11 protein-coding genes are annotated in these 12,609 nt (G+C 63.9%); 10 read left to right on the top strand and 1 reads right to left on the bottom strand.

Going from position 1 to position 12,609, the window contains the following annotated elements:
- Positions 1–89 precede the first annotated feature (89 nt).
- The 10 genes from RDV64_RS20050 to RDV64_RS20005 all read left to right on the top strand — a co-directional run bounded on the left by RDV64_RS20050 (position 90) and on the right by RDV64_RS20005 (position 10,619).
- Positions 90–923: a glycosyltransferase family 2 protein gene (locus RDV64_RS20050; protein ID WP_309196730.1), complete on the top strand. Its 834-nt coding sequence runs from the start codon at positions 90–92 to the stop codon at positions 921–923.
- Positions 924–1,110: 187 nt separating this feature from the next.
- Entirely contained in the window at positions 1,111–1,731 is a 621-nt protein-coding gene (locus tag RDV64_RS20045) for an NADH-quinone oxidoreductase subunit J (RefSeq protein ID WP_309196729.1), read from the top strand.
- On the top strand, positions 1,728–2,033 hold the full coding sequence (gene nuoK / locus RDV64_RS20040; RefSeq protein ID WP_309196728.1) for an NADH-quinone oxidoreductase subunit NuoK: 306 nt from the start codon (positions 1,728–1,730) through the stop codon (positions 2,031–2,033). Before RDV64_RS20045 ends, nuoK begins: the two co-directional genes overlap by 4 nt.
- A 311-nt stretch (positions 2,034–2,344) precedes the next feature.
- Positions 2,345–4,282 (top strand): NADH-quinone oxidoreductase subunit L, encoded by a 1,938-nt coding sequence (nuoL, locus tag RDV64_RS20035; protein ID WP_309196727.1) that lies wholly within the window; start codon positions 2,345–2,347, stop codon positions 4,280–4,282.
- 40 nt (positions 4,283–4,322) lie between these two features.
- Complete coding sequence (locus tag RDV64_RS20030) at positions 4,323–6,047, top strand: NADH-quinone oxidoreductase subunit M (protein ID WP_309196726.1); 1,725 nt, start codon at positions 4,323–4,325, stop codon at positions 6,045–6,047.
- A gap of 3 nt (positions 6,048–6,050) precedes the next feature.
- Positions 6,051–7,487: an NADH-quinone oxidoreductase subunit NuoN gene (gene nuoN, locus RDV64_RS20025; RefSeq protein ID WP_309196725.1), complete on the top strand. Its 1,437-nt coding sequence runs from the start codon at positions 6,051–6,053 to the stop codon at positions 7,485–7,487.
- Positions 7,484–8,209: a biotin--[acetyl-CoA-carboxylase] ligase gene (locus tag RDV64_RS20020; protein WP_309196724.1), complete on the top strand. Its 726-nt coding sequence runs from the start codon at positions 7,484–7,486 to the stop codon at positions 8,207–8,209. The genes nuoN and RDV64_RS20020 overlap by 4 nt, the downstream gene beginning before the upstream one ends.
- Before the next feature lie 53 nt (positions 8,210–8,262).
- Positions 8,263–9,879 carry a ribonuclease J gene (locus tag RDV64_RS20015; protein ID WP_309196723.1) on the top strand — a complete coding sequence of 539 codons (1,617 nt, stop codon included), beginning with the start codon at positions 8,263–8,265 and terminating at the stop codon, positions 9,877–9,879.
- A gap of 9 nt (positions 9,880–9,888) precedes the next feature.
- A complete protein-coding gene (gene mce, locus RDV64_RS20010) occupies positions 9,889–10,293 on the top strand; it encodes a methylmalonyl-CoA epimerase (protein ID WP_309196722.1) in 405 nt (134 codons plus the stop codon).
- A 44-nt stretch (positions 10,294–10,337) separates the two neighbouring features.
- Positions 10,338–10,619, top strand: a complete 282-nt coding sequence (locus tag RDV64_RS20005; protein ID WP_309196721.1) for a DUF1467 family protein — start codon at positions 10,338–10,340, stop codon at positions 10,617–10,619.
- Positions 10,620–10,646: 27 nt separating this feature from the next.
- Here RDV64_RS20005 and RDV64_RS20000 read toward each other — a convergent pair whose 3' ends face one another.
- A complete protein-coding gene (locus RDV64_RS20000; protein ID WP_309196720.1) occupies positions 10,647–12,551 on the bottom strand; it encodes an ABC transporter ATP-binding protein/permease in 1,905 nt (634 codons plus the stop codon).
- Between the last annotated feature and the right edge of the window lie 58 nt (positions 12,552–12,609).

The following is a 12,609-nucleotide window of genomic DNA, read 5'->3' as shown; positions in this document are numbered from 1 at the left end:
GGCGCTTTGTGCAATGCGGTTTCGCGGTGCATTGGCATTTGGAGCCGCTTTTGCGATGATGCGGCATCCACGTCAGCAGGACCGAGACCATGACCGCCGAGGCAGACACCATGGCGCCAGCCCCGCGTGCCGAGATGCACGAGGGCGATGGCGACCCCCGTCCTCTTCTGAGTGCGTACATTCGCACCCTCAACGAAGAGCGGATGGTGGATGCGGTAGTTCGTGGCGCCCTGAAGGTGGCGCGCGAGGTGATTGTTGTCGACAGCGGTTCTACCGACGGCACGTGCGAAATTGCCGAGGCGGCCGGTGCGCGAGTGGTGGATCAGCCCTGGATCGGTACCGGACGGCAAAAACGGATTGGCGAGACCGCGGCGCAGCACGACTGGCTGCTGGACCTTGATGCCGACGAGGTGGTGACCGACGATCTGGCCGCGGAGATTGCGGCGGTTCTGAACGCCAATCCGCCGGCGAACACGGTCCTCCGGCTGAAGCTCGTCACCGTGCCGCCGTTCGGCAAGCCATTTTACGGCGTGAAGATTGCCTACCGGAACCGAGTCTATAACCGGACCGCGATTCGCGTTCCGGACAGTCAGGCCTGGGATCAGCTGGATCTGCCGGGTGGCACGCCGCTCAGGACGATGGATGCACCGCTTATGCACCACGCATTTTCAAGCATCGGGCACGTGGTGGCAAAACAGAACCGCAATACCGATGCGCGGGCCGAGGCGGCGCTGAAGCCGCTGCCGGTCATCGTCCTGCGCGTCTTTTTCGCGATGCCGGTCTACTTCTTCAAGGAATATGTCTTCAAAAAGCTGGCGCTGCGCGGGGTTTACGGCTTCTCCTACGCGCTCACGGTGGCGTTCGGGCGCTGGCTGCGGGACGTGAAAATGTTCGAGATTCACATGCGGCAGCGCGGTGGCTGAGGCAATTTTTTGCAATGGTCCCCTTCGCGCAAGCCATGAAAGTCACATTGGCCCGGCCCGGCGAATTATCGAGGCGTTCATTCGTGCCTCCTGCGGTGGACGTTCGATTGTGCGTCCGCTAAGAGGGCGGGAGCTGCTCGGGCGGCCACCTTTCGCATTCCCCAGCGCCGCTTAGACGGATTTCCGGATGACGCTAGCTTCCTTGTTCTTCTATCTCTTCGCCGCCGTGATGCTTGCATCCGCGCTGATGGTCATTTCGTCGAAGAACCCGGTTCATTCGGTGCTCTTCCTCATCATGGCCTTCGTCAACGGTGCCGGCATCTTCATGCTCGCAGGGGCGGAGTTCCTGTCGCTGGTGCTGATCGTCGTCTACGTCGGCGCGGTGATGGTGCTGTTCCTGTTCGTGGTCATGATGCTGGACGTGGACTTTGCCGAGCTGCGGCAGGGCTTCATGCAATATCTGCCGGTGGGCGCGCTGGTGGGCATCGTGCTTCTGGTCGAGCTCGTCTTCGTGCTCGGCGCCTACACGCTGGCCCCGTCGCTGGCTGAACTCCAGTCCGTGCCGATCCCGCCGCCCGGCGAGATCACCAACACCGAGGCACTGGGCCTGGTGCTCTACACGCGCTACGCCTTCTACTTCCAGGTCTGCGGCCTCATCCTGCTGGTCGCCATGATCGGCGCCATCGTGCTGACGCTGCGGCACAATAATTTCGCCAAGCGGCAGAACATCGTCGAGCAGGTGAACCGCCGCCGCGAGGACACGATGGAAGTCAAGGACGTCGCATCCGGCCGGGGGCTACAGCTATGATCGGCCTGTCGCATTATCTCACGGTTGCGGCGATCCTGTTCGTCATCGGGATCTTCGGCATCTTCGTGAACCGCAAGAACGTGATCGTCATCCTGATGTCGATCGAGCTGATCCTGCTGGCTGTGAACATCAACTTCGTCGCCTTTTCCGCGGCGCTCAACGATCTTGTCGGCCAGGTGTTCGCCCTGTTCGTTCTGACCGTGGCGGCTGCCGAGGCGGCCATCGGTCTTGCGATCCTGGTCGCATTCTTCCGCAACCGCGGCACTATCGCGGTGGAGGAAATCGACACGCTGAGAGGTTGACCGGCGTGCCGGCCAGCCTGTCCAGCAGTGGCCCCGGCGGGCCGCTGGCGTCGACAGACGCGACAATTTTTCATGGCGTCGTGCGCCAAAGTCGCACTGGCGCGCACGATGCAAGCGTGGGGCAGGGGCGCGGTGGACGCGCCCTGACCCGTCCGGTAAGAGAGGCACGCGCCGCTGCGGCCCGTTTCCCCTGTCCGACCCGGTCTCGTTCGAGGAAAGACTGAATGATTCCTGCCGCATCGCCCCAGATGCCTCACGCCACCAGTGGGACACCGCACCACGCCGTCCGACCGGGGCAGGGGAGCTAGTTCGTGGTTCAACTCATCGTCTTCCTGCCGCTTGTCGGCTTCCTGTTCGCCTTCCTGTTCGGCCGCCAGGTCGGGCATACGGCGGCGCAGGTGTTCACCACCGGGCTCCTCTTCGTGTGCGCGGTCCTTTCCTGGGTCGTTTTCGCAGCCTGGGGCTTCGGCGATGCGCCCACCGAGCGCATTCTCGTCGCGCAATGGATCATCTCCGGCGACCTTGAGATCGCGTGGCGCATGCGCGTCGACACGCTGACCGCGGTGATGCTGGTTGTGGTGACCACCGTCTCCTCGCTGGTCCACCTCTACTCGTTCGGCTACATGAGCCACGACCCGGCCAAGGCGAAGTTCTTCGCCTACCTGTCGCTGTTCACCTTTGCCATGCTGATGCTGGTGACCGCCGACAACCTCCTTCAGATGTTCTTTGGCTGGGAAGGCGTCGGCCTCGCGTCCTACCTTCTCATCGGCTTCTGGTCCGACCGGCCGTCGGCCAACGCTGCGTCCATCAAGGCGTTCGTGGTCAACCGCGTGGGCGACTTCGGCTTCCTTCTGGGCATCTTCACCCTCTTCGCGCTGACCGGCGCGGTGAGCCTCGATGCCGTGTTCGCGTCCGGTCCGGTGCTCGCCGACCTCACGTTCAACTTCCTCGGCATCAACATTGCGGCGCTGGAGCTTGTCTGCGTGCTCCTCTTCATCGGCGCGATGGGCAAGTCGGCCCAGCTTGGCCTCCACACCTGGCTGCCGGACGCGATGGAAGGCCCGACCCCCGTGTCGGCCCTCATCCACGCCGCAACCATGGTCACGGCCGGCGTCTTCATGGTCGCCCGCATGTCGCCGCTGTTCGAATTTGCGCCGGATGCGCTGGCACTCGTCGCCTTCATCGGCGCCACGACCGCGATGTTCGCCGCCACCATCGGCTGCGCCCAGAACGACATCAAGCGCGTGATCGCCTATTCCACCTGCTCGCAGCTCGGCTACATGTTTGCGGCACTCGGCATGGGCGCCTACGGCTTCGCGGTGTTCCACCTGTTCACCCACGCCTTCTTCAAGGCGCTGCTGTTCCTCGGCGCCGGCTCCGTCATCCACGCGATGCACGACGAGCAGGACATGCGCCGCATGGGCGGCCTCTGGAAGAAGATCCCGTTCACCTACGCGGGCATGGTCATCGGCTCTCTGGCGCTGACGGGCTTCCCGCTCACGGCCGGCTACTTCTCCAAGGATCTCATCATCGAGAGCACGTACGCGAGCGGCGGCTGGCTCGGCATGTACGCCTTCATCATGACCGTCGGCGCAGCGCTCCTGACCTCGTTCTACTCCTGGCGCCTCCTGTTCATGACGTTCCACGGCAAGACCCGTGCGCCGGCGGATACCTTCAAGCACGCCCACGAATCGCCGTGGACGATGCTGGTGCCCATGGCAGTGCTCAGCCTTGGCGCGCTGTTTGCGGGCTACGTGTTCGTCCACTCCTTCGAGAGCGAGACCGCCGGATCCTTCTGGGGCGGGTCGATCTACACCGCGGCCAGCAACCACATCCTGCACACCGTGCATGACGTGCCCGGCTGGGTGGTGCTGTCACCCGCCATCGTCATGGTCGTCGGCTTCGTGATCGCATTGATCTTCTACATGATGTCGCCGGGGCTGCCGAAGAAGTTCGTCGAGACGTTCCCGCGGTTCCATGCGTTCTTCTACAACAAGTGGTACTTTGACGAGCTTTACGACTTCATCTTCGTTCGCCCGGCCCGTGCGCTTGGCCGCCTGTTCTGGCGCGGCGACGGCAAGATCATCGACGGTCTCGGCCCCGATGGCATCGCCGCCCGCGTGAAGGACATTGCGGGTTTCGCAAGCCGCCTCCAGACCGGCTATCTCTACCACTACGCGTTCGTGATGCTGACGGGGATCGCCATCTTCGTCACCGTGATGATCGCCTTCGACCGGGGCATCCTATGACCGCCGCGATCCGGCCTTCCTCCCGCAAGGCGCCGAGCCGATGAGCAACTGGCCGCTCCTCTCCATCATCATCTTCCTGCCGCTGGTCGGCGTTGCGTTCATCCTTGCGGTGCGCGGCAACGACGAGAACGCGCTGGAGAATATCCGCCGCGTCGCGCTGATCACGACGCTGTTCAACTTCGTCATCTCGCTGGCGCTGTGGATCGGCTTCGACACCGCGGACGCAGGATTCCAGTTCGTCGAGAAGCGCGACTGGATCCCCGGCCTCATCAGCTACCACCTCGGCGTTGACGGCATCTCCATGCCGCTGATCGTCCTGACCACTTTCCTGATGCCGTTCTGCATCCTGGCGTCCTGGCGCTCGATCACGGACCGGGTGCGCGAATACATGGTCGCGTTCCTGATCCTCGAGATGCTTATGATCGGCGTGTTCGCCGCGCTCGACATCGTGGTCTTCTACATCTTCTTCGAGGGCGGCCTCATCCCGATGTTCCTCATCATCGGCGTGTGGGGCGGACCGCGGCGGATCTACGCCACGTTCAAATTCTTCCTCTATACGCTGACCGGCTCGCTGCTCATGCTCATCGCCATCATCGCGATGTACTGGGAGAGCGGGACGACGCAGATCCCCGAGCTTCTGGCCTACCAATTCCCGGCCGACATGCAGGTCTGGCTCTGGTTTGCCTTCTTCGCGTCGTTTGCCGTGAAGATGCCGATGTGGCCAGTCCACACCTGGCTGCCGGACGCACACGTCGAAGCGCCGACGGCGGGCTCCGTCATCCTTGCCGGCATCTTGCTGAAGATGGGCGGCTACGGTTTCCTGCGCTTTTCCTTGCCAATGTTCCCCAACGCCTCGGCCGATTTTGCGTGGCTCGTCTTCACGCTGTCGGTGATCGCGATCATCGTCACATCGCTGACGGCGCTGGCGCAGAAGGACATGAAGAAGCTGATCGCCTATTCGTCCGTCGCGCACATGGGCTTCGTCACCATGGGCATCTTTGCGATGAACGAGCAGGGCGTGCAGGGCGCCGTCTTCCTGATGCTGTCCCATGGCATTGTCTCGGCTGCGCTCTTCCTGTGCGTCGGCGTCGTCTACGACCGGGCGCACACCCGCGAAATTTCGGCCTATGGCGGGCTCATCAACCGGATGCCCTGGTACGCCACCGTTTTCCTGGTGTTCACGCTCGCCAATGTCGGCCTGCCGGGCACGTCGGGCTTCGTCGGTGAATTCCTGTCGCTGGTCGGCACGTACAAGACGTCCACCTGGACTGCGGTTCTCGCCACAACCGGCGTGATCCTGTCGGCAGCCTATGCACTCTACCTTTACCGCCGGGTTGTGCTCGGGCCGCTTGAGAAAGAGTCGATGCGCCGGATGCTGGATCTCTCCACCCGCGAGAAATTCATTCTGGTCCCGCTGGTCGTCCTCACCATCGCCTTCGGCGTCTATCCGAACCCGGTGCTCAAGGTGACCGACGCTTCGGTCAACGCGCTGATTGCAGACATTGCGGAAGCTGAAATGCCGCAGACCCGCCCCGTGGTGGACACCAATTCCTTCACGCAGACCACCGGCTCTTCCTCCGATGCCGTGCGCGCCGGCCTGATTGCCGCTGGCAAGGATGTGCCCGAAGAGGCGACCAGCCACGGCGGTGATGACCATAGCGATGGCGGTCACGCCAGCCCGGAGGGCGCACCGCATGCGTCCGAGGATGCCGCCGCAGACCACGCCGAAACTGGTGGCGCGGCCGCCGAAACCACCGGGCACTAGGCCATGGAACACACTTTTCCCGACATTCTGCCGATCCTGCCGGAGATCTTCCTCGCAGTGGCGGCCATTGGCCTCCTGATCGGCGGCGCGTTTTCCGACGAAGAAGCGGTGCCGACCATCAGCCTTCTGGCGATCTTCTCGATCGTCGGCGCCATCGCGATCATGCTGGTGTTCACGCCGCTGCGCACCACGTTCGACGGGGCGTTCATTCAGGACGGGTTCTCCCGCTATCTCAAGATCCTGACATTGCTGGCGGCGGGCTTCTGCGTTGCCATGTCGACGGCTTATGCGCGGCACCAGTCCTTCCCGCGGTTCGAGTATCCCGTCCTCATCATGCTGGCGACGGTCGGCATGATGCTGATGATCTCCGCCAACGACATGATCGGCGTCTATCTCGGCCTCGAACTCCAGTCGCTATCGATCTATGTGGTGGTTTCCATTAACCGCGATTCCACGCGCTCCACCGAGGCGGGCCTCAAATATTTCGTCCTCGGCGCGCTGTCCTCCGGCATGCTCCTTTACGGTATCAGCCTGATCTACGGCTTCACCGGCTCCACCCAGTTCAACGGCATTGCGGCCGGCATGGCGGCGGATGGCGTGGGCCTTGGCGTGGTCTTCGGCATCGTGTTCGTGATCGCGGGCCTTGCCTTCAAGGTGTCCGCCGTCCCGTTCCACATGTGGACGCCGGACGTTTACGAGGGGGCGCCGAGCCCGGTCACAGCCTTCCTTGCGGCAGCGCCCAAGGTGGCGGCCATGGCGCTCTTCACCCGCGTGATGATCGACGCCTTCCAGCCCGCGGCCGACCAGTGGCAGCAGATCGTCGTGTTCCTCTCCATCATGTCGATGGTGCTGGGGGCGTTCGCGGCCATCACGCAGACCAACATCAAGCGGCTGATGGCCTATTCCTCTATCGGCCACATCGGCTACGCGCTGATCGGCCTTGCCGCCGGCACCGAGGGCGGCATCGTCAGCGTCGTCATCTACATGACGGTGTATCTGGCGACCACGCTGGGCGCGTTCGCGTGCATCCTCGCCATGCGCCGCGCCGATGAGGGCATGGTTGAAGACATCAACGATCTCGCCGGTCTGGTGCGCACCAAGCCCTGGATGGCCGCGGCGTTCACGATGCTGCTGTTCTCGCTGGCAGGCATCCCGCCGATGGTCGGCTTCTTCGGCAAGTTCTACGTCTTCCTCGCAGCTGTCGAGGCAGACATGATCCCGCTTGCCGTCATCGGCGTGCTCTCCTCTGCCGTTGCCGCCTACTACTACCTGCGCATCATCAAGATCATGATGATCGACGAGCCGCGCGACCGGTTCGAGCCGATGGCGGGTGAATTGCGGGTCATCCTTGCCCTGTCCGGTGCTTTCTCGATCCTGTTCTTCCTGGTTTGGACGCCGATCCTCTCCGCCGCGACGACGGCTGCGCAGAGCCTCTTTTGACGCCGGACGCGGCGCCCGTCGCCGCGCTTGCGGAGGCGGGCTCCACCAATGACGAAGCCATGGCGCGGCTGCGCGCCAGTGGCACGCCGCTCTGGCTGACCGCAGCGCGGCAGACTGCCGGACGGGGGCGGCGAGGGCGGCCGTGGTCGTCTGAACCCGGTAATCTGTACGCCTCCTACGCCTTTTCGCCGGACTGGGCGCCGCGCGTGTTTGCGCTGCTGCCGCTGGCCTGCGCGGTCGCGCTGGGCGATGCGCTGGCCACCTTCGGCATCGCGCCGCAGCTCAAATGGCCCAACGATGTTCTGGTGGATGGCGCCAAGTGCGCCGGCATCCTCATCGAAGCCGAGACCAGCATGACGGCCCGGCGGGCGGTGATCGGCTTTGGCGTAAATGTCAGTCACGCCCCGGCGGACGTTGCGGCCACGAAGGTTGGAGCGTATGCAGCTGATGCCACAGCTGACACGGTGTTTGCCGCACTGCGCCCGGCACTCGGCGAAATATTTGCCGCGCTGACGGCGCCGGACGGGATAGAAACAATCCGTGCGCGCTGGCTGCAACGCGCAGTTGGCATTGGACTGCCCGTGGTCGTACGGTACGATTCAAATTCCATCGAGGGCCGGTTTCTCGGCCTAGACGAAGACGGCCGCCTTATCCTGGAACAGGAAGGCGGCACCCGCACAATTTCAGCGGGAGATGTTTTCGTCCGCACGGAGCGTTTATGAGTGATTCGAATGAACTCGTCTTTCTTCCCTTAGGGGGAGTTGGCGAGATCGGAATGAATTTAGGCCTTTACGGGTTCGGTCCGCCACACGCCAAGAAGTGGATCATCGTCGACGTGGGGGTCACCTTCGGTGATCTGCGCACCACGCCCGGCGTCGACCTCATCATGCCCGATACCGCGTTTATTGAAGAGGAGAAGGACAATCTCCTCGGCATCATCATCACCCATGCGCACGAAGACCATTATGGCGCGCTGCTGGATCTCTGGCCGCGGCTTGAAGTGCCGGTCTATGCCACCCGCTTCACCGCCGGCCTGCTGAAGGCCAAGGCGAGCGAAAACGGCCGCCACAATTACCCGGACGTGCGGGTCGTGGAGCAGGGCGCCACCATCGATCTCGACCCGTTCAAGGTCGAGCTGGTGGCGGTCTCGCACTCGATCCCGGAGCCCAATGCGCTGGCGATCACCACGCCGCTCGGCACGATCGTCCACACCGGCGACTGGAAGATCGACAAGCGCCCCGGCGTCGGCAAGGCCATCGACATCGAGCGCCTGCGCGAAATCGGCGATGCTGGCGTGGTCGCGATGATGTGCGATTCCACCAACGCCAACCGCGAGGGCCATTCGCCGTCCGAGCACGAAGTGTGCGAGGGGCTGAAGACCTGGGTGGCTTCGGCGAAGAACCGTGTTGCGGTGACGGCCTTCTCGTCCAACGTGTCCCGCCTCAAATCCATCATGGAGGCGGCGGCTGCGGCCGACCGGCACGTTGTGGTGATGGGCCGGGCCATGCGGCGGGTCATCAGCGTCGCGGCTGAGTGCGGCTTTCTGGATGGCGTGCCCGCGCCGCTGTCGGAAGATGATTTCGGCCACCTGCCGCGCGAAAAGGTGCTGCTTCTCCTCACGGGCAGCCAGGGCGAGGAGCGGGCGGCACTCGCCCGGATCGCCAGCGACGAGCATCCGCGGGTCGCGATGTCTTCCGGAGACCGGGTGATCTTCTCGTCGCGCACCATTCCGGGCAACGAAAAGTCAGTCAACAACGTCATCAACGGCCTCGCGCTGCAGGGTGTCGAGGTGGTCACCGACCGGGACGGGCTCGTCCACACCTCCGGCCACCCGCGGCGCGATGAGCTGAAGGAAATGTACAAGCTGGTCCGGCCGAAGGTGCTGGTGCCGGTACACGGTGAGCCGGCGCACCTTGTCGCCCAGGCAAAGCTTGCCAAGGCAGAGGGCATTTCAGAGGTCGTCCTGACGCAAAACGGCAAGATGGTGCGTCTTGCGCCGGGACCCGCCCGCGTGATCGACGAGGTGCTGAGCGACGTCCTGCTGCTCGACGGGCGCCTCCTGCGCACGCCGGAGGAATCCAATGTGCGCGAGCGGCGCACGCTGGCGGTCGCCGGCATCATTTCGGCGATGGTGACACTGGACGAACGGTTCGAGCTGGATTCGGACCCGGAGGTTGTTCTGGTCGGGATCCCGGAAAAGGACGACGAGGGCGAACTTTTCTCCGAAGCGCTGGCCGATGCAGTGGAAAATGCAGTCGAGAGCATTCCGCGCAACCGCCGGCGGGATCGCGATGTTGTGGGACAGGCTGCGCGCCGGGCCATTCGCTCCCACATGGGCCAGCGCTGGGGCAAGAAGCCCATGTGCCATGTGTTCGTATCCATCATCACCTGACGGGCTGGCATGATCGAACGGCTCAACCACGTCGCCATCGCCACGCCGGATGTGGCGGCTGCTGCCGCGCTGTACCGCGGTGCGCTGGGCGCGACGGTGTCCGAGCCGCAGGATCTGCCGGCGCATGGGGTTCGGGTCGTGTTCGTCACCCTCGCCAACACCAAGGTCGAGCTTCTGGAGCCGCTGGGCGACAAATCGCCCATCGCCGCGTTTCTGGAGAAAAATCCGGCCGGTGGTTTGCACCATGTCTGCTACGAAGTGTCCGACATCGGCGCCGCCACCGCGCGTCTGGTGGCTGAGGGGGCGCGCGTTCTTGGGGACGGGACGCCCCGGATCGGCGCGCACGGCAAGCCCGTTGTGTTCATTCACCCCAAGGACATTGGCGGCGTTCTGACCGAGCTTGAAGAAATCTAGTCGGAGCCGGATAGCCCGGTTCGCCGCGGCAGAGAGACAACGCCATGGATATCGGCATCGGCATCGCAAGTGCCATCGCGGTCTACTTCATCATCTGGTGGATGATGTTCTTTCCCGTCCTCGCCATGTTCAACCGCGACCCGGTGGACGATAGCGAGCTTGTGGAAGGCAATGAGCGGGGCGCGCCCGCCCGTCCGCGCATGGGGCTTAAAATCCTCATCACCACAGTGGCCGCCGCCGCCGGCTTCGGCCTCCTGCTCCTTCTCCTGAACAGCGGGATCACGCTGGACGATATCCCGCTGCCGAGCCCGCCCGACATCGACTGATCGCCGGACGGCCTTGGCCGGAATGCGCTAACTCCGCTCCTCGCGTTCGCGCACGGACAAGATGCGCTCCGGCTCGTCCTGCGGGCCGGGCAGGGCCTCTGCATCACGCCGCTGCCGCTCCCACATCTCGTGGTAGAGACCGCCCTTGTCCACCAGCGCCTGATGGGTGCCGCGCTCCACAATCCGCCCAGCTTCGACCACAATGATCTGGTCCGCGTTGACCACCGTGGAGAGCCGGTGCGCGATGAGAAGCGTGGTGCGACCCTGCGCCACTTCGTCGAGCGCGGTCTGGATCTCTTCTTCGGTCCTGGTGTCGAGCGCGGAGGTGGCCTCGTCGAGGATCAGGATCGGCGGTGCTTTCAGGATGGTGCGGGCGATCGCCACGCGCTGCTTCTCGCCGCCGGACAGTTTCAGCCCGCGCTCGCCCACCTCTGTGGCAAAGCCGTTCGGCAGGGCGCGGATGAAGTCTCCGATCTGCGCCATCTCGGCGGCCCGCTGCACCTGCGCATCCGTAGCGCCGGGCCGGCCGTAGGCGATGTTATAGGCGATGGAGTCGTTGAACAGCACCGTGTCCTGCGGAACGATGCCGATCATCCGGCGCAGCGAGTCCTGCGAAACATCGCGAATATCCTGCCCGTCGATCCGGATGGCGCCGCCTGCCACATCATAAAAGCGGTAAAGGAGACGCGAAATGGTGGACTTGCCGGCGCCCGACGGGCCGACGATGGCAAGCGTCGTCCCCGCCGGAACCTCGAAGTCGATGCCATGCAGGATCGGCCGCTCCGGATCGTAGTGGAAGACCACATTGTCGAAGCGCACATTGCCTTGCGGCACGTCGAGCGGCGGGGCGCCGGGCTTGTCGACCACTTCGGCCGGCAGCTGGAGAATGCCGAACATGGTCTCGATATCGGCCAGCGCCTGCTTGATCTCGCGGTAGACGAACCCGATGAAATTAAGCGGAATGGACAGCTGCATCAGAAGGGCATTGACCATCACGAAATCGCCCAGCGTCTGCTCGCCGGCCATGACGGCCTTGGCCGACATCACCATCAGCGTGGTGAGGCCCACGGTGAAGATGACCGTCTGGCCGATGTTGAGCCACGACAGCGACGTCCATGTGCGGATGGCGGCATCCTCGTAGCGCGCCATCGAACGGTCGAAGCGGTCGGTCTCCATCTGCTCGTTGTTGAAATATTTGACCGTCTCGTAGTTGATCAGGCTGTCGACCGCCTTCGAGTTTGCGTCCGTATCGGACTCGTTCATCTCGCGGCGGATGGCGATGCGCCACTGCGAGGCGCGCACGGTGAACCAGACGTAGACCACCACAATGGCCGCAATCACGCCGACATACGAGAAGGAGAACTGATAGGCGACCACCGCCGCAACCAGAATGAACTCCAGCACCGTGGGGATGGAGTTGAGGATGGTGAAGCGCACCAGCGTCTCGATCCCCTTCACCCCGCGTTCGATCACGCGCGACAGCCCGCCGGTGCGCCGTTGCAGGTGGTAGCGCAGCGAGAGGGCATGGAGGTGCACGAACGTGCGCCGCGCCAGCTGCCGCACTGCATGCTGGCCAACCTTGGCAAACAGCCCGTCGCGCAGCTGGTTGAATGCCATCATGGTGATGCGTCCGACACCGTAGGCAATGACCAGCATCACCGGACCCACGACATAGGCGGGGAGCTCCAGGCCATTGCCGCTGGCAGGTCCGGCGGTGCCGAACTCGCCGACGGTGAGCGCATCTGTCGCCCATTTGTAGGTGTAGGGGATGAGAACGGTGATGATCTTCGCCACCACCATGGCCAGAAGCGCAAGGCCGACGCGGAGCTTCAGGTCCGGCCGCCCCGTCGGCCACATGTAGGGCCACAGGTTGCGCAGGGCCGACAGCATCTTTCCGCGCTCGGCGGAGATCTGTTTGGGTTCGTCCGCCATCAGGTCTGCCTCCTCACGGCCATCGCACCGGGCGGACAGCTCGGGCTGGATCGGGGGG

It is taken from the genome of Acuticoccus sp. MNP-M23 (assembly GCF_031195445.1).
Lineage (GTDB): Bacteria > Pseudomonadota > Alphaproteobacteria > Rhizobiales > Amorphaceae > Acuticoccus.
Note: the sequence above shows the minus strand (reverse complement) of the source record. Positions and strands in the feature narration are given on the sequence as shown.